The sequence below is a fragment of the Pseudomonas sp. TE4620 genome (assembly GCF_056279045.1).
Window position 1 is genome coordinate 4826097 of sequence record NZ_JBWBQO010000001.1, and the last position, 15705, is coordinate 4841801.

Consider the following 15705-nt stretch of genomic DNA (forward strand, 5'->3'; position numbering starts at 1 on the left):
GGCCAAAACCAGGCGACAACGCCAGTTCCTCTGTCCACCCTTGTAGACCGTCATCTCTACCCCCATATTGGGGCGACTGACGCGTGAAGGAATCCATCTTGAGCGAACTTCTCAACCGCCGCCTGAGCCTGCTCGGCCAAGGCGACAACCTCTCCCTGCTCAAGCAGTGCCTGCACGGCATCGAGCGTGAATGCCTGCGTGTGACCGAGGAAGGTCGTCTGGCCCAGACTCCGCACCCCGAAGCCCTGGGCGCGGCGTTGACCCACGAGCAGATCACCACGGACTACTCGGAGTCGCTGCTGGAGTTCATCACCCCAGCCCTGGCGGACCCGGCGCAGACCCTCGAAAGCCTGGAGAACATCCACCGCTTCGCTTACACCAAGCTTGGCAACGAGTTCCTCTGGAGCCCGTCGATGCCCTGCCCGCTGCCGGCCGAGGAAGACATTCCGATCGCCTGGTACGGCACCTCCAACATCGGTCAGCTCAAGTACGTCTACCGCAAGGGCCTGGCCCTGCGCTACGGCCGCACCATGCAGTGCATCGCCGGGATTCACTACAATTTCTCGCTGCCAGAAAAACTCTGGCCGCTGCTGCGCGAAGCGGAACACAGCACGGTGGATGATCGCGACTATCAGTCGTCGGCCTACATCGCCCTGATCCGCAACTTCCGTCGCTACAGCTGGCTGCTGATGTACCTGTTCGGCGCCTCGCCGGCCCTGGATGCCGGCTTCTTGCGTGGCCGCCCGCACCAGCTTGAGCAGTTCGACGCCGACACCCTGTACCTGCCCTACGCCACCAGCCTGCGCATGAGCGACCTGGGTTACCAGAGCAACGCCCAGGCCGGCCTGACGCCGTGCTACAACAACCTCGCCAGCTACACCGACAGCCTGCGCAAGGCGGTGGCCACGCCGTACGCGCCCTATGTCGAGATCGGTACGCACAAGGATGGCGAGTGGGTTCAGCTGAACACCAACATCCTGCAGATCGAAAACGAGTACTACTCCAACATTCGCCCCAAGCGCGTCACCTACAGCGGCGAGCGGCCGATCCAGGCGCTGATGGCCCGTGGCATCCAGTACGTCGAAGTACGCTGCCTGGACATCAACCCGTTCCTGCCCACCGGTATCGACCTGCCGCAAGCGCGTTTCCTCGACGCCTTCCTGCTGTTCTGCGCCCTGGAAGACAGCCCGCTGCTGGGCAACCAGGAGTGCGGCAACTGCACCGGCAACTTCCTCAGCGTGGTCAAGGAAGGTCGCCGCCCGGGCCTGCAACTGCAGCGTGACGGCCAGCCGGTCGAACTCAAGCAGTGGGCCGATGAATTGCTCGAACGCATCGCGCCACTGGCCGAACTGCTTGACCGCAGCCAGGGCGGCGACGAACACGCCAAGGCCCTGCAGGCGCAGAAAGCCAAGGTCAGCGACCCTGCCCTGACGCCATCGGCGCAGGTGCTGGCGAGCATGACCGAGCACAAGGAAAGCTTCAGCCGCTTCGCCTTGCGCCAAAGCCAGGTGCATGCCGAGTTCTTCCGCGCCCAAGCCCTTTCAGCCGAGCAGCAGCAAGGTTTCGAAAGCGCAGCGCGCCAGTCCCTGGAAGCCCAGGCCAAGCTTGAGCGTGAAGAGGACAAGGCTGATTTCGACCTGTTCGTCAGCGCTTACCAGGCGAGCATCCTGGCGATCAGCAACTGACATGACCCGCACCGTTACCCCGCGCAAACCCCGGGCCCGCAGCCAGGCGAGGATCGATTCGATCCTCGAGGCGGCGCGCACGCTGCTGGCCAGCGAAGGGGTGGCCAGCCTGTCGATTTACAGCGTGGCCGAGCGCGCGCAGATTCCGCCGTCGTCGGTGTATCACTTCTTCGCCAGTGTCCCGGCGTTGCTTGAAGCACTCACCGCCGACGTGCACGGCGCCTTTCGCGCCTGCCTTGAAGCACCGATTGATTCAGCGGCGCTGAACACCTGGCACGACCTGTCGCGCCTGGTCGAGCAGCGCATGCTGGTGATCTACAACGAAGACGCCGCGGCCCGGCAATTGATTCTCGCCCAGCATGGCCTGAGCGAAGTGACCCAGGCTGACCGCCAGCACGACATCGAGCTGGGCGACCTGATGCACAGGCTGTTTGCCGCGCATTTCCAGTTGCCGGTGTTACCGGAAGATGTCGATGTGTTTGCCCTGGCCATGGAGCTGGGAGACCGGGTGTATGCCCGTTCGGTGCAGTTGCATGGGCAGATTACGCCGCGCATGGCCGAGGAAGGGATGCGGGTGTTTGATGCGTATCTGGGCTTGTACCTACCGCCCTTTCTGCCTAAACGCTGACGGCCTCATCGCGGGTCAAGCCCGCTCCTACAGGGAGCGGGCTTGACCCGCGATTTTCAGAGCTTGGCGATCGACACTTCGGTCGACTTCACAAAGGCAATCACCTCGCTGCCAATAGTCAATTCCAGCTCACGCACCGAACGGGTGGTGATCACCGAGGTGACGATACCCGAGGCGGTCTGCACATCGATTTCCGACAATACCGGGCCTTCGAGGATTTCTTTGACGGTGCCTTTGAACTGGTTGCGTACGTTGATCGCTTTGATAGTCATCTGCTTGGTTCCTTACAGGTCAGAGAGCCCAACGCAATTGCGTCGGCAAAGGTGCGACAGGTTCCGGCTCGGGCGGTGTGCCCGGAATCGACAGAACCCGGTTGAGAACTTCGGTTTCCAGTGCAGCCAGGCGATGTGAGCCGCGTACCCGCGGGCGTGGCAGGTCGACGATAAGGTCCAGGCCCACCTCGCCGTCTTCGATGAGAATCACCCGGTCGGCTACCGCCACCGCCTCGCTGACGTCGTGGGTAACCAGCAACACGGTGAAGCCGTGCTGGCGCCACAGCCGTTCGATCAACTGCTGCATCTCGATCCGGGTCAGGGCATCCAGTGCCCCCAGCGGCTCATCGAGCAGCAACAGGCGTGGCTGGTGAATCAGTGCCCGGGCCAGGGCCACGCGCTGCTTCTGGCCACCCGACAAGGCCGCCGGCCATTCATTGGCACGCTCGGCCAGGCCGACCGCTGCCAGCGCTTCCAGCGCCCGTGGCCGCCAGTTGCCCGAGAGGCCCAGGCCAACGTTGTCGATAACCTTCTTCCACGGCAGCAGGCGCGCTTCCTGGAACATCAGGCGGGTGTCTTCCTGGGCTTCGCGCAGCGGCGCGGAACCTGCCAGCAACTCGCCGCCACTGGGTTGGTCGAGGCCGGCGAGCAAGCGCAGCAAGGTGCTCTTGCCGCAGCCACTGCGCCCGACAATGGCGACGAACTGCCCAGCCGGAATGTGCAGGTCGATATCGCGCAGTACCTGGCGCTGGCCGAAGGTCTTCTGCAGGTTCTGCGCCGCCAGCGGAATCCCGCGCAGCAGCCGTGGTGGTGGATCCTTGAGGATGGTCATGCGCCCTCTCCCCTGCTCGCTTGATAGGCCGGATGCCAGCGCAGCCAGACCCGCTCGAGGCCGCGTGCGGCCAGATCGGCAAGCTTGCCGAGCACGGCATAGAGAACGATCGCCAGGACCACCACATCGGTCTGCAGGAACTCGCGGGCGTTCATTGCCAGGTAGCCGATGCCGGCGTTAGCCGAAATGGTTTCGGCAACGATCAGGGTCAGCCACATAAAGCCCAGGGCAAAGCGCACGCCGACCAGGATCGACGGCAAGGCACCGGGCAGAATCACCTGGCGAAACAGCTCGAAGCCGGACAAACCATAGCTGCGGGCCATTTCCACCAGCGCCGGGTCGACGTTGCGGATGCCGTGGTAGGTGTTCAGGTAGATCGGGAACAAAGTGCCCAGGGCCACCAGAAAAATCTTTGCCGACTCGTCGATGCCGAACCACAGGATCACCAGCGGAATCAGCGCCAGGTGAGGTACGTTGCGGATCATCTGCACCGAACTGTCGAGCAGGCGTTCGCCCCATTTCGACAGGCCGGTGATAAAGCCCAGCGCCAGGCCGATGGCACCGCCAATCACAAAACCGACGGCGGCGCGCCAGCCACTGATTGCCAGGTGGGTCCAGATCTCGCCGCTGCGTACCAGCTCGACGCCAGCGCTTAATACCGCGCTGGGCGCCGGCAAAATCCGCGTCGACAGCCAGCCGACGCTGACTGCCAGTTGCCAGACCGCCAACAACAGCAGCGGCAACGCCCAGGGCGCCAGGCGTTGCTGCCAGGGAGTGGATTTACGACTCATGGCCCGGCCCTCAGCGCTGCGCCGAGGATTTAGGCAGGATGTCGTTGGCGACCATCTCGCCGAACGGGCTCACGTAGCCACCGCTTTGCGGCAGTTGCGGGCGCTCCACGTCCAGGTGCGGGAACAGCAGCTCGGCGACCCGGTACGACTCTTCCAGGTGTGGATAACCGGAGAAGATGAAGGTATCGATGCCCAATGCTGCGTATTCCTTGACCCGCTCGGCCACGGTCGGGCCGTCGCCGACCAGCGCCGTGCCGGCACCGCCGCGCACCAGGCCGACACCGGCCCAGAGGTTGGGGCTGACTTCGAGGTTGTCGCGGTTGCCGCCATGCAGCGCGGCCATGCGTTGCTGGCCGACCGAATCGAAGCGTGCCAGCGAGGCCTGGGCGCGGGCGATGGTGTCGTCGTCCAGGTGCGAGATCAGCCGCTCGGCGGCCTGCCAGGCTTCGGCGTTGGTTTCACGCACGATCACGTGCAGGCGGATGCCGAAGCGCACCGTGCGGCCTTGCTTGGCGGCCTTGGCGCGCACTTGCTCGATCTTCTCGGCCACCGCCGCAGGCGGCTCGCCCCAGGTCAGGTACAGCTCGACCTGCTCGGCTGCCAGGTCCTGGGCCGCTTCTGAAGAGCCGCCAAAGTACAGCGGCGGACGCGGCTGCTGGATCGGCGGATAGAGCAGCTTGGCGCCTTTGACCTGGATGTGCTGGCCGTCGTAGTCGACGGTTTCGCCTTCCAGCACCCGGCGCCAGATGCGGGTAAATTCCACCGAGGCCTGGTAGCGCTCTTCATGGCTGAGGAACAGGCCGTCACCGGACAGCTCTTCCGGATCGCCGCCGGTGACCAGGTTGAACAAGGCACGGCCACCGGAAAGACGATCCAGGGTTGCCGCCTGACGCGCCGCCACGGTCGGCGAGATGATCCCCGGGCGCAGCGCGACCAGGAACTTCAGGCGCTGGGTTACCGGGATCAGCGACGCGGCAACCAGCCAGGAGTCCTCGCAGGAACGCCCGGTCGGAATCAACACGCCACCAAAACCGAGGCGGTCGGCGGCCTGGGCAATCTGCTGCAGGTAGCCGTGATCGACGGCGCGCGCGCCCTCGGCGGTGCCAAGGTAATGGCCGTCGCCATGGGTGGGAAGAAACCAGAATACGTTGAGGCTCATTGGAGTTGTCTCCTAGGGGTGGCGCAGACCGGGGCGGCGCCCCGGCGCGGGCAAATCGTCAAGGGGCGCTGGCGACCTTGGCCGGTGGGGTCCAGATCACATCCTTGATGCTCAAGGGCTTGGGAATCAGCTTGAGCGTCTTGAAGGTGTCGGCGATCTTCTGCTGGGCAGCGATCACTTGCGGGGTCAGGAAGGCAGCGCCGTAGCCCTGGCGCTTGACCGAGGTCAGGGTGATGTCGGCCGGCAGGCCGAGCAGCGGCGCGACCTGGTCAGTGACTTCCTGCGGGTTGGCCTTGGACCACTCGCCCACCGCGCGCACTTCATCGACCAGCGCGCTGATCACTTCAGGGTGCTTTTGCGCATAAGGCTTGGTCGCCAGGTAGAACTGGTGGTTGTCGACGATGCCCTGGCCATCGCGCAGGGTTCGCGCCTGCAGCTGCTGCTCGGCAGCCGCCTGGTACGGGTCCCAGATCACCCAGGCATCGACGCTGCCGCGCTCGAAGGCGGCGCGGGCATCGGCGGGCGGCAGGAACACCGGCTGGATGTCGCTGTACTTGAGGCCGGCGTCTTCCAGGGCGCGAACCAGCAGGTAGTGAACGTTGGAGCCTTTGTTCAGCGCGACTTTCTTGCCCTTGAGTTCCTTCACCGACTGGATCGGCGAGCCCTTGGGCACCAGGATCGCTTCGCTGTGCGGCGCCGGCGGCTCGTAGGCGACATACAGCAGGTCGGCGCCAGCGGCCTGGGCGAACACCGGCGGGGTTTCGCCGGTGACGCCGAAGTCGATCGAGCCGACGTTCAGGCCTTCGAGCAGTTGCGGGCCACCGGGGAATTCAGTCCATTGCACCTGCACGCCCTGGGCGGCAAGGCGTTTTTCCAGCGTGCCCTTGGCTTTGAGCAGCACCAGGGTGCCGTACTTCTGGTAACCGATACGCAGGCTTTCAGCCTGGGCTTGAGTAATGGCGCCGAAGGACACAGCCGCAGCAAACAGAGCGACCAGACCACGACGCAAAATGACAGTGCGCATAGCGCTCTCCTTTGCTGTTGGGGTTCAGGCTGCACCTGCTTGCCCGTTGGCGGGCGAGTAAGGTGGGAATTACAGGTAACGGGTGGAAAGCCTCAGATGCTCCAGCGAGCACTGAGCAGACGTTCATTCAACACGCCCGGGGCGACCGGTTTGGGTCGACGCGCCAGGGCGCTGTGGAACAGTTCGAGCGATTCCAGCAGGCGCTGCTCCAGCGCCGGCGCCAGTTGCGCGGCGGCACTGCCTTCGCCGTAGGCGATCTGGCTGTCGTCGGCGAAGATGCCTTGCAGGGTTTCCTGGGCCTTGAGCGCAGACAGTACCGGCTTGAGCGCGTAGTCCACAGCGAGCATATGGGCGATGCTGCCGCCGGTTGCGATCGGCAGCACCACCTTGTGGTTCAGGGCGCGTTCGGGCAGCAGGTCGAGCAGGGTTTTCAGCGCACCGGCAAACGAAGCCTTGTACACCGGAGTGGCAACCACCAAGCCGTCGGCCTGCTCTACCAACTGCAGAAAATGCTGCACCCTGGGGCTGTCGAAGCGTGCATGCAGCAGGTCTTCGGCGGGAAAGTCGCGCACCTGGAATGTCACCACTTCCACGCCCTGACCCTGCAGCCACTGGCGGCTGCGCTCAAGCAGGACGCCGGAGCGCGAACGCAGACTGGGACTACCACCGAGAGAAACAACCAGCATTGGAGCGCATCCTTGATCGTGTTCTAGAGGGCCGCGAGTTGCAGTTCTCGCTGGAGTGGAGTGACCTTAACAGCTCGATACATATATCTATAAATCATATTTTTTCATTTGTTTATTCTTTACGGAACTATAGGAGCATCGCGGGGCAAGCCCGCTCCTACCGGCCTCCAGGGGAATAAAAAAAGGGCCGTAAACGGCCCGAGTTCCCTGCTATGGCTAAAGATCAACGATTGGGTTGCGGGGTCAGGCGCAGGTATGGCTTGACCGCCCGGTAACCCTTGGGAAAGCGGCGCTTGATTTCGTCTTCATCCTTGAGCGATGGCACGATCACCACTTCGTCACCGTCCTGCCAGTTGGCCGGGGTGGCAACCTTGTGGTTGTCGGTCAGTTGCAGCGAATCGATTACCCGCAAGATCTCGTGGAAGTTGCGCCCGGTGCTGGCCGGGTAGGTGATGGTCAGGCGGATCTTCTTGTTCGGGTCGATGACGAACAGGGAACGCACCGTCAGGGTGTCGCTGGCATTGGGATGAATCAGGTCGTAGAGGTCAGAAACCTTGCGATCGGCATCAGCCAGGATCGGGAAGTTGACGACAGTGTTCTGGGTTTCGTTGATGTCTTCGATCCAGCGGTGGTGCGAATCGACCGGGTCCACCGACAGGGCAATGGCCTTGACTCCGCGCTCGGCGAACTGCTCCTTGAGCTTGGCGGTGAAACCCAGTTCGGTGGTGCACACCGGAGTAAAGTCGGCCGGGTGGGAGAACAGCACGCCCCAGCTGTCGCCCAGCCATTCGTGGAAGCGGATCTTGCCGGTGCTGGAATCCTGTTCGAAGTCGGGGGCGATATCGCCGAGTCTGAGGCTCATGGTGCGGCTCCTTGGCTGGGTTCGTTATGGCTTCACTGTGCCTGCTTCCTGCTGAAATTAAAAAGAATAAATATTGATTTATTTAGAACTAACAGAAATATCAAAAAACAGGCAAAACAACGCCCGCGCGGCACAGGGCCGGGCGGGCGCGCTTTTCTCGCCTTACAGCAGCGGGATGGAGTAGCTGAGGATCAGACGGTTTTCGTCCTGGTCCTTGGTGTTGGCAATGTCGCTGCGCCAAGTGGCGTTTTTCCACATGATGCCCAGGCCCTTGAGGGTGCCTTCCGGTACCACGTAGGCCACGGTGATATCACGCTCCCACTCGGTACGGTCACCGATTGCCGAATCGATGTTATCGCCTTTGAGGTAGGTGACGCCGGCAGTAGCGCCCGCCAGGCCGACCTTGGCGAAATCGTAGGAGTAGCGAGCCTGCCAGGTACGCTCACCGGCACGGCCGAACTTCTGGATCTGCGAGTCGGTGATGGTGTAGTTGGACGAGCCGTCACCCTGGTTCAGCCAAGGGAAGTCGCTGTCACCGCTAGAGACCTGGTAACCGCCACCGAAGGTGTGACCCTGGACGGTGTAGAGGAACAGGGCGCTGTACAGATCGTTATCAACCTTGCCCTTGGTGCCGTTGCCGTACCAGCCACTGGTGAAGTAGGCCGGATCGTTGCTGTTGGCGCCGTCGTCAGTGCTGTGGAAGTAACGGAAGTCGGACTTCAGCACGCCCGGGCCGATTGCCCAGTTGTGTACCGCACCCAGGAAGTGCTGTTTGTAGAAGTCTTCCAGGTTGCCATAGTAGTACTGCAGCAGCAGGTCCTTGGTGACCTTGTAGTCGGCACCGGCGTAGAGGAACTTGTTGCTGAACTTGCCGGTACGGGCGTTGTTGGCGCCAGCGATCGACATTTCTTCGTTGTTGCTGGAGTTACGGCCTTTGACGTGCTCGATCTGACCACCGATCAGGGTCAGGTCCTTGAACTCGTTCGAGGTGATCTGACCACCTTCGAAGGTTTGCGGCAGCAGGCGACCATCGTTGTACGAGATGACCGGCAGCTTCGGCAGCAGGGTGCCGTAGCGCAGTTCGGTCTGGGAAATCTTGGCCTTGGCGGTCAGGCCCAGGCTGGAGTACTCGTCAACTGCACGACCGTTGCTGTCGGTCGGGAACACCGAACCGCCATAGGAGGCGCTGGTCGGGTTGCCATGACGGCCCTTGCCCGAGTCCAGACGCACGCCCAACAGGGCAATAGCGTCAACACCAAAGCCGACGGTGCCCTGGGTGAAGCCCGAGGCGTAATCGACCTGGAAGCCCTGACCCCATTCTTCCTGGTAGTTGGTGCTGGTGTTGGTACCGTGGTTACGGTTGTCGGTGTTGATATAGAAGTTGCGCAGCTTCAGTGTTGCCTTGCTGTCTTCGATGAAGCCGGCAGCACCCGCCTGCTGGGCCAGAACCCCAACGGCCACGGCAAGTGCCAAGGTGGACTTGTACATGTTTTGCTCCTCTACGTTCTAATTCTTGTGTGTCGCTTACGGCAGGATCTTTGTGTCCCGCTCGACGTCGATGGGCGATTAGCACCAAAGGGTGACCGTCAAGTCAATCGTAACTATTCATTTCACTACTTTGGTCTAATGCACCAGCGGTGGGGGTGAAGGATAATGACAATCCTATAAATCCAAAAAGACTTATTTCGTAATTTTTCAGATTATTACGGAATATCACCCAAGATTTTTCTTCGCTGCCGTTATCGGCACATAAGCTAATTCCTAAAGGATATTTCAAAGCGGTTTTTTAGATCGCTTAGCTTCGCCGATCCTTCCCCTTCGACAAAGTAGCCCTCATGGCCAGGCCATCATTGCGTTTCCTCTGCGCCCTGACCTTGACCAGCGTCACTTTTGTCGCCCAGGCCGATGGCGCCTATAGGCTGGAGCGGACTTGCCCCGCGATGACTCCCCCCTTTCGCAAGCCTTAAATCAATTGGCTCCTAAGCTAATGCTAAAAAGTTATTTATTTTAACTTTCTTAGATCATCTAGTCTTATCCCACACCAACACAATCGCCCGCCTGACAAGGAGTTAACCATGACCCTGCATGCTCCCCTGCGCCTGTTCGCCGCCCTGACCCTGGCCGGCACCAGCTGGTTTGCCCAGGCGGCCGACCTGACGGTGGCCTACCAGACCACCGTCGACCCGGCGAAAGTCGCCCAGGTCGACGGCACCTACGAGAAAACCAGCAAGGCCGATATCGACTGGCGCAAATTCGACAGCGGCGCCGACGTGATCACCGCCGTGGCCTCCGGCGACGTGCAGATCGGCTACCTCGGCTCCAGCCCGCTGGCCGCCGCTGCGACCCGCAAACTGCCGGTGGAAACCTTCCTGATCGCCACCCAGATCGGCGCAGCCGAAGCCCTGGTCGCCCGCGACGGCGCCGGCATCAACTCGCCACAGGACCTGATCGGCAAGAAGATTGCCGTGCCGTTCGTCTCCACCGGTCACTACAGCCTGCTGGCCGCACTCAAGCAATGGAACATCGACCCGGCCAAGGTACAGATCCTCAACCTCGCGCCACCGGCAATCATCGCCGCCTGGAAGCGCGGCGACATCGACGCCACCTACATCTGGGACCCGGCCCTGGGCGTGGCCAAGGAAAACGGCAAGGTGCTGATCACCTCCGCTGAGCTGGCCGAAAAAGGCGCGCCGACTTTCGATGCCTGGATCGTGCGCAAGGACTTCGCCGCCAAGCACCCGGAGATCGTCAAGGCCTTCGCCAAGGTCACCCTGGATGCCTACGCCGACTACCGCAAGGACCCGCAAGCGTGGCTGGCAAACCAGAGTAACGTCGACAAGCTGGTCAAGCTCTCCGGCGCCAAGGCGGCTGACATCCCTGGCCTGCTGCAAGGCAACGTGTTCCCGCTGGCCGCCGACCAGGTCGCAGCACTCGGTGCACCGACCACCCAGGCAATCACCGACACCGCCACCTTCCTCAAGGAGCAAGGCAAGGTCGAAGCGGTGCTGCCGGACTACGCGCCTTACGTCAGCGCCAAATTCATCGCCAACTGAGACTCGGAGCAGACCATGGCCCTGTTACAACTGGAGCGCATCAGCGCACAGTACCCCGGCGCGGCCGAGCCGGTGCTAGCCGATATCAACCTGAGCCTGGGCCCGCAGCAATTGCTGGTGGCCCTCGGCCCTTCGGGCAGCGGCAAGACCTCGTTGCTCAACCTGATTGCCGGTTTCGTGGCGCCCAGCAGTGGCCGTATCACCCTCGACGGCGAGCCGGTACAAGGTCCGGGCGCCGAGCGCGGCGTGGTGTTCCAGGATGATGCTCTACTGCCCTGGCAAGACGTGCTGGCCAACGTCGCCTTCGGCCTGGAACTGGCCGGCGTGCCACGCGCCAGCCGCGAGAAAAAGGCCCGCGAAATGCTCGCCCTGGTCGACCTGGCGGACTTCGGCAACCGGCGCATCTGGCAATTGTCCGGTGGCCAGAAGCAGCGCGTGGGCCTGGCCCGGGCGCTGGCCGCCGATCCGCGGGTTCTGCTGATGGACGAGCCGTTCGGCGCGCTGGATGCCTTTACCCGTGAACAGATGCAGGAGTTGCTGTTGCAGGTCTGGCAGCGTACCGCCAAGCCGGTATTCCTGATTACCCACGACATTGAAGAGGCGGTGTTCCTCGCCACCGAACTGGTGTTGCTGGCGCCGAACCCCGGGCAGATCGTCGAACGCCTGCAACTGGACTTTGGCCAGCGCTACAGCGCCGGCGAGTCGGCCCGTTCGATCAAGTCCGACCCGCGCTTTATCGAAACCCGCGAGCACGTGCTGGCCCGGGTGTTCTCCCAACGCAGTGCCGCAACGCGGCAGGAGTCCGCATGAGCAGCCTGGATGTCCCGGTAGCGAGCAAACGCACCGCCAGCCACACTGCGCCGAGCAAACCCCGGCGCAGCCTGAGCACCCGCTGGATCAGCGGCCTGACCCTGGCCACGCTGTTGCTGCTGTGGTGGGCGGTGACCGCCGCCGAATGGATCGAGCCACTTTTTTTGCCCTCGCCGGAAGCGGTGCTGGGCAAGGCCTGGTTGCTGCTGACCCAGGGCTACATGGAGTCCACCCTGTGGCAGCACCTGGGCGCCAGCCTGCAACGTATCGGCCTGGCCCTTGGCGCGGCGATTGTCACGGCAATCCCGATCGGCATCGCCATCGGCCATAACCGTATAGCCCGCGGCATTCTCGACCCGCTGATCGAGTTCTACCGGCCGATTCCGCCCCTGGCCTACCTGCCACTGATCGTGATCTGGTGCGGTATCGGCGAGCTGTCGAAAGTGCTGCTGATTTACCTGGCGATCTTCGCCCCGATCGCCATTGCCACCGCCACTGGCGTGCGCACCGTCGACCCGACCAGGCTGCGCGCGGCGCAGTCGCTGGGCGCCACCCGTTGGCAGCTGATTCGCCACGTGATTTTGCCCAGCGCCCTGCCCGACATTCTTACCGGCGTACGCATTGGCCTGGGGGTTGGCTGGTCAACCCTGGTGGCCGCCGAGCTGATCGCCGCCACCAGCGGCCTGGGTTTCATGGTGCAGTCGGCGGCGCAGTTTTTGGTCACCGACGTGGTGGTGCTGGGCATCCTGGTGATCGCCTTGATTGCCTTTGCCCTGGAAATGGGCCTGCGCGCCCTGCAGCGCAAGCTGGTGCCCTGGCACGGCCAGAGCCATTGAAAACGAACAGAGAACAACCATGAGCCTGACCATTACCCCGCTGAGCCCGGCGCTCGGCGCCCAGATCAGCGGCATCGACCTCAGCCGCGAAATCAACAAAGAACAACGCGACGCCATCGAACAGGCGCTGCTCAAGCACCAGGTACTGTTCTTTCGCGACCAGCCGATCAACCCGCAGCAGCAGGCCGATTTCGCCGCGCGCTTTGGCGACCTGCATATCCACCCGATCTACCCCAATGTACCGGAAACCCCGCAGGTGCTGGTGCTCGACACCGCCGTCACCGACGTGCGCGACAACGCCATCTGGCACACCGATGTGACCTTCCTGCCAACCCCGGCACTGGGTGCGGTGCTCAGTGCCAAGCAACTGCCGGCCTACGGTGGCGATACCTTGTGGGCCAGTGGCATTGCTACCTATGAGGCACTGTCGGCACCGCTGCAGCAGCTGTTGGCTGGCCTCACCGCCACCCATGATTTCACCAAGTCGTTCCCGCTGGAGCGTTTCGGCACCACCCCTGAGGACCTGGCGCGCTGGGAAACGGCACGGCGTAACAACCCGCCGCTGTCGCACCCGGTAATCCGTACCCACCCGGTGAGCAAGCGCAAGGCACTGTTCGTCAATGAGGGCTTCACCACCCGCATCAACGAACTGAGCGAGGCTGAAAGCGAGGCGACTCTCAAGCTGCTGTTCGCCCACGCGACCCGCCCGGAGTTCACCATTCGCTGGCGCTGGCAGGAAAACGACGTGGCGTTCTGGGATAACCGCGTGACCCAGCATTACGCGGTGGATGATTACCGGCCGGCGCGGCGGGTGATGCACCGGGCGACGATTCTCGGGGATGCGCCGTTTTAAGATCCATCGCGGTCTTGCCCGCTCCCAGCAGTCCACACTGTGGGAGCGGGCAAGACCGCGATGCTTTTAGCGCACCAGATGCAAGAACTGCATATGCCGTTCGTACTGATCCAGAATGTCGTTGATGATCTGCTCCTTGCTGTAGCCCACCAGGTCATAGTCCTGGCTGCCCTCGCTCAGGTGCACCTCGGCACGGTAGTAACGACGGTTCTTCAGCTCCTGGGTACCCAGGCCGCCCAAGGCAAATGACGGCGTGAAGTAACCGCGCATCTGCACCTGGTAAATGAACGGCTGCTCTTCGCCATGGCCGATCTTCAAGCTGACGTTGTCGTGGCTCGGGTCTTCCTGGGTGATGACGTGCAGGCCCTTCTCGCTAAACACCTCGGTCACCTCGGCAATCGCCGGGCGCACCACGTCGTCCATGAAGCGGTACACCTCGTCGCGTGACGGGAAGTGCACGGCCTGGCTCAGGCGCTGACGCCAGCCACCGCGGCCGCGCCGCGAATTGGCGAACGGCGCCAGCGAATGCAACTGGGCGATCTGTCGTTGCGACTCCAGATAGAAGGCCTTGTGCAGGCCCCACATCATCAGCAACAAGATCACCGAGAACGGCAGCGAGGTGAGCACTACCGCCGATTTCAGCGAATCGATACTGCCGGCGAACAGCAAGCCGCTGGTCACCAGTGCGGTCATCGCGCCCCAGAACACCCGCAGCCAGTTCGGCCCGTCTTCATCGGCATTGCCGCCACGGGCGGAGAGGGTCGAGAGCACCACGGTGCCAGAGTCTGCCGAGGTGACGAAGAACACGAAGCTGATGAACACCGTGACGGCGATCACCGCCTTGCTCCACGGGTAGGTTTCCAGCAACAGGTAGAGGGTCATCGACGGGTTGTCGAGGGCCGACTGGCCCAGCGCGGTCATGCCGTGCTCGAGCACCTGGAACAACGCGCTGTTACCAAAGATCGACATCCACGCCAGAGTGAAGCCCAGCGGAATCAGCAACACGCCGAAGACGAACTCGCGGATGGTCCGGCCGCGGGAAATCCGCGCGATGAACAGGCCGACAAACGGCGCCCAGGCAATCCACCAGGCCCAGTAGAACACCGTCCAGCCGCCCAGCCACTCATTGGCCTGGTTGTAGGCATAAACGTCAAAGCTCTTGCGCGGCAAGGCGCCAAGATAGTCACCGAGGTTCTGGATCAGGGTGTTGAACAGGTGCTGGGTAGGGCCGGCGAACAGCACAAACAGCAGCAGCGCGCAGGCCAGGAACATGTTGATGTCGGACATCACCCGCACGCCCTTCTCGACCCCGGCAACCGCCACCGCGACCGCCGCGCCCATCATCAGGGTGATGAGGATCACCTGCACCCACTGGGTGTGCGGCACGCCGAACAGGTAGTCCAGGCCGGAGTTCAGGTGCAACACGCCAAAGCCCATGTCGGCGCCCAGGCCGAACACCGTGGCGATGATGCCGAAGCCGTCGACGGCATAACCAATCGGACCGTTGATGCGCTTGCCGATCAACGGATACAGCGCCGAGCGCAGGGCCAGCGGCAGGTTATGGCGGTAGGCGAAATAGGCCAGGGCCATGCCGACAAAGGCGAACACCCCCCAGCCATGCAGGCCCCAGTGCAGGAACAGCAACTGCATGGCCTGGCGCCCGGCCTCGACCGTGCCGGCCTCGCCTTGCGGCGGCTGCAGCATGTGGGTCAGGGGTTCGGAGACGCAGAAAAAGAACAGGGTAATGCTGATGCCGGCGGCGAACAGCATGCCGGCCCAGGACAGGTAGCTGAACTCGGGCTCGTCGTGGTCGGCACCGAGCTTGATCTTGCCGTAGCCAGACAAGGCGGTGACCACCACGAAGACCAGGTACAGGGTCATCGCCAGCATGTAGTACCAGCCAACGGTGTTGGCCGCCCAGTTCTGCGCCGCCAGCAGCCACTCGCCAGCGGCTTGCGGGTTGCTGATGACCACCAGGCCGAATATCAGGATAAAGCTCGCCGCGAAGTAGAAAACCGGCGGGTTCATGCGGATCTTGCCGCTGGATTCGGAGCTGGGTGCACTCATTGGTTGTGCACCTCGCCGAGGGGGGAGAAGCTTGGATTGAACGGGTTCAGCAAAGGGTTTCCTCCTGTTGAACACCGGCAGCGGACCACCGTTTTAACTTGAACAAGCGTTCAAGTTAAACATGGATGGGGGTCGCGATGCGACCCG

At 62.7% G+C, this 15705-nt stretch carries 15 protein-coding genes; 6 read left to right on the forward strand and 9 right to left on the reverse strand.

Going from position 1 to position 15705, the window contains the following annotated elements; genetic code table 11:
- The first annotated feature begins 98 nt into the window (after positions 1 to 98).
- Both gshA and ACZ9A3_RS22455 read left to right on the forward strand, forming a co-directional pair.
- On the forward strand, positions 99 to 1685 hold the full coding sequence (gshA, locus tag ACZ9A3_RS22450) for a glutamate--cysteine ligase (protein WP_045201160.1): 1587 nt from the start codon (positions 99 to 101) through the stop codon (positions 1683 to 1685).
- 1 nt (position 1686) lies between these two features.
- The gene (locus tag ACZ9A3_RS22455) at positions 1687 to 2313 is read left to right on the forward strand and encodes a TetR/AcrR family transcriptional regulator (RefSeq protein WP_045201159.1); all 627 of its coding nucleotides are present in this window, start codon (positions 1687 to 1689) and stop codon (positions 2311 to 2313) included.
- A gap of 56 nt (positions 2314 to 2369) precedes the next feature.
- Here the strand turns inward: ACZ9A3_RS22455 and ACZ9A3_RS22460 are convergent, their stop codons facing one another.
- The 8 genes from ACZ9A3_RS22460 to ACZ9A3_RS22495 form a co-directional block, all read right to left on the reverse strand.
- On the reverse strand, positions 2370 to 2585 hold the full coding sequence (locus ACZ9A3_RS22460; RefSeq protein ID WP_010221227.1) for a TOBE domain-containing protein: 216 nt from the start codon (positions 2583 to 2585) through the stop codon (positions 2370 to 2372).
- A gap of 19 nt (positions 2586 to 2604) precedes the next feature.
- Entirely contained in the window at positions 2605 to 3417 is an 813-nt protein-coding gene (gene ssuB / locus ACZ9A3_RS22465; RefSeq protein WP_093378378.1) for an aliphatic sulfonates ABC transporter ATP-binding protein, read from the reverse strand.
- Positions 3414 to 4208, reverse strand: coding sequence for an aliphatic sulfonate ABC transporter permease SsuC (gene ssuC / locus ACZ9A3_RS22470; protein WP_045201157.1), 795 nt, complete (start codon positions 4206 to 4208; stop codon positions 3414 to 3416). Before ssuC ends, ssuB begins: the two co-directional genes overlap by 4 nt.
- Positions 4209 to 4218: 10 nt before the next feature.
- Complete coding sequence (gene ssuD / locus ACZ9A3_RS22475; RefSeq protein WP_045201156.1) at positions 4219 to 5367, reverse strand: FMNH2-dependent alkanesulfonate monooxygenase; 1149 nt, start codon at positions 5365 to 5367, stop codon at positions 4219 to 4221.
- Positions 5368 to 5425: 58 nt separating this feature from the next.
- A complete protein-coding gene (locus ACZ9A3_RS22480) occupies positions 5426 to 6391 on the reverse strand; it encodes a sulfonate ABC transporter substrate-binding protein (RefSeq protein ID WP_045201155.1) in 966 nt (321 codons plus the stop codon).
- A 92-nt stretch (positions 6392 to 6483) separates the two neighbouring features.
- Positions 6484 to 7077, reverse strand: coding sequence for an NADPH-dependent FMN reductase (gene ssuE, locus ACZ9A3_RS22485; protein WP_045201154.1), 594 nt, complete (start codon positions 7075 to 7077; stop codon positions 6484 to 6486).
- 223 nt (positions 7078 to 7300) lie between these two features.
- Positions 7301 to 7939, reverse strand: a complete 639-nt coding sequence (locus tag ACZ9A3_RS22490) for a peroxiredoxin (protein WP_476253134.1) — start codon at positions 7937 to 7939, stop codon at positions 7301 to 7303.
- A 162-nt stretch (positions 7940 to 8101) separates the two neighbouring features.
- Positions 8102 to 9427, reverse strand: coding sequence for an OprD family porin (locus ACZ9A3_RS22495; RefSeq protein ID WP_093378368.1), 1326 nt, complete (start codon positions 9425 to 9427; stop codon positions 8102 to 8104).
- A gap of 587 nt (positions 9428 to 10014) precedes the next feature.
- On the opposite strand from ACZ9A3_RS22495, the gene tauA reads away from it, so the two are divergent.
- The 4 genes from tauA to tauD are packed head-to-tail and all read left to right on the forward strand — an operon-like array spanning position 10015 to position 13491.
- The gene (tauA, locus tag ACZ9A3_RS22500; protein ID WP_476253135.1) at positions 10015 to 10992 is read left to right on the forward strand and encodes a taurine ABC transporter substrate-binding protein; all 978 of its coding nucleotides are present in this window, start codon (positions 10015 to 10017) and stop codon (positions 10990 to 10992) included.
- Positions 10993 to 11007: 15 nt separating this feature from the next.
- Positions 11008 to 11802: a taurine ABC transporter ATP-binding subunit gene (tauB, locus tag ACZ9A3_RS22505; RefSeq protein WP_045201150.1), complete on the forward strand. Its 795-nt coding sequence runs from the start codon at positions 11008 to 11010 to the stop codon at positions 11800 to 11802.
- Positions 11799 to 12638, forward strand: a complete 840-nt coding sequence (gene tauC, locus ACZ9A3_RS22510; RefSeq protein ID WP_093378363.1) for a taurine ABC transporter permease TauC — start codon at positions 11799 to 11801, stop codon at positions 12636 to 12638. The genes tauB and tauC overlap by 4 nt, the downstream gene beginning before the upstream one ends.
- Positions 12639 to 12657: 19 nt before the next feature.
- The gene (gene tauD, locus ACZ9A3_RS22515) at positions 12658 to 13491 is read left to right on the forward strand and encodes a taurine dioxygenase (RefSeq protein WP_476253136.1); all 834 of its coding nucleotides are present in this window, start codon (positions 12658 to 12660) and stop codon (positions 13489 to 13491) included.
- Between the two features lie 66 nt (positions 13492 to 13557).
- Here tauD and betT read toward each other — a convergent pair whose 3' ends face one another.
- A complete protein-coding gene (gene betT / locus ACZ9A3_RS22520; protein ID WP_045201147.1) occupies positions 13558 to 15558 on the reverse strand; it encodes a choline transporter BetT in 2001 nt (666 codons plus the stop codon).
- Positions 15559 to 15705: the final 147 nt, after the last annotated feature.

Excerpts from the sequence above, each read along its gene's own strand:
- ACZ9A3_RS22455 (WP_045201159.1), top strand. The coding sequence starts at position 1,687 with ATGACCCGCACCGTTACCCCGCGCAAACCCCGGGCCCGCAGCCAGGCG.
- ACZ9A3_RS22460 (WP_010221227.1), bottom strand. The coding sequence starts at position 2,585 with ATGACTATCAAAGCGATCAACGTACGCAACCAGTTCAAAGGCACCGTC.
- ssuB (WP_093378378.1), bottom strand. The coding sequence starts at position 3,417 with ATGACCATCCTCAAGGATCCACCACCACGGCTGCTGCGCGGGATTCCG.
- ssuC (WP_045201157.1), bottom strand. The coding sequence starts at position 4,208 with ATGAGTCGTAAATCCACTCCCTGGCAGCAACGCCTGGCGCCCTGGGCG.
- ssuD (WP_045201156.1), bottom strand. The coding sequence starts at position 5,367 with ATGAGCCTCAACGTATTCTGGTTTCTTCCCACCCATGGCGACGGCCAT.
- ACZ9A3_RS22480 (WP_045201155.1), bottom strand. The coding sequence starts at position 6,391 with ATGCGCACTGTCATTTTGCGTCGTGGTCTGGTCGCTCTGTTTGCTGCG.
- ssuE (WP_045201154.1), bottom strand. The coding sequence starts at position 7,077 with ATGCTGGTTGTTTCTCTCGGTGGTAGTCCCAGTCTGCGTTCGCGCTCC.
- ACZ9A3_RS22490 (WP_476253134.1), bottom strand. The coding sequence starts at position 7,939 with ATGAGCCTCAGACTCGGCGATATCGCCCCCGACTTCGAACAGGATTCC.
- ACZ9A3_RS22495 (WP_093378368.1), bottom strand. The coding sequence starts at position 9,427 with ATGTACAAGTCCACCTTGGCACTTGCCGTGGCCGTTGGGGTTCTGGCC.
- tauA (WP_476253135.1), top strand. The coding sequence starts at position 10,015 with ATGACCCTGCATGCTCCCCTGCGCCTGTTCGCCGCCCTGACCCTGGCC.
- tauB (WP_045201150.1), top strand. The coding sequence starts at position 11,008 with ATGGCCCTGTTACAACTGGAGCGCATCAGCGCACAGTACCCCGGCGCG.
- tauC (WP_093378363.1), top strand. The coding sequence starts at position 11,799 with ATGAGCAGCCTGGATGTCCCGGTAGCGAGCAAACGCACCGCCAGCCAC.
- tauD (WP_476253136.1), top strand. The coding sequence starts at position 12,658 with ATGAGCCTGACCATTACCCCGCTGAGCCCGGCGCTCGGCGCCCAGATC.
- betT (WP_045201147.1), bottom strand. The coding sequence starts at position 15,558 with ATGAGTGCACCCAGCTCCGAATCCAGCGGCAAGATCCGCATGAACCCG.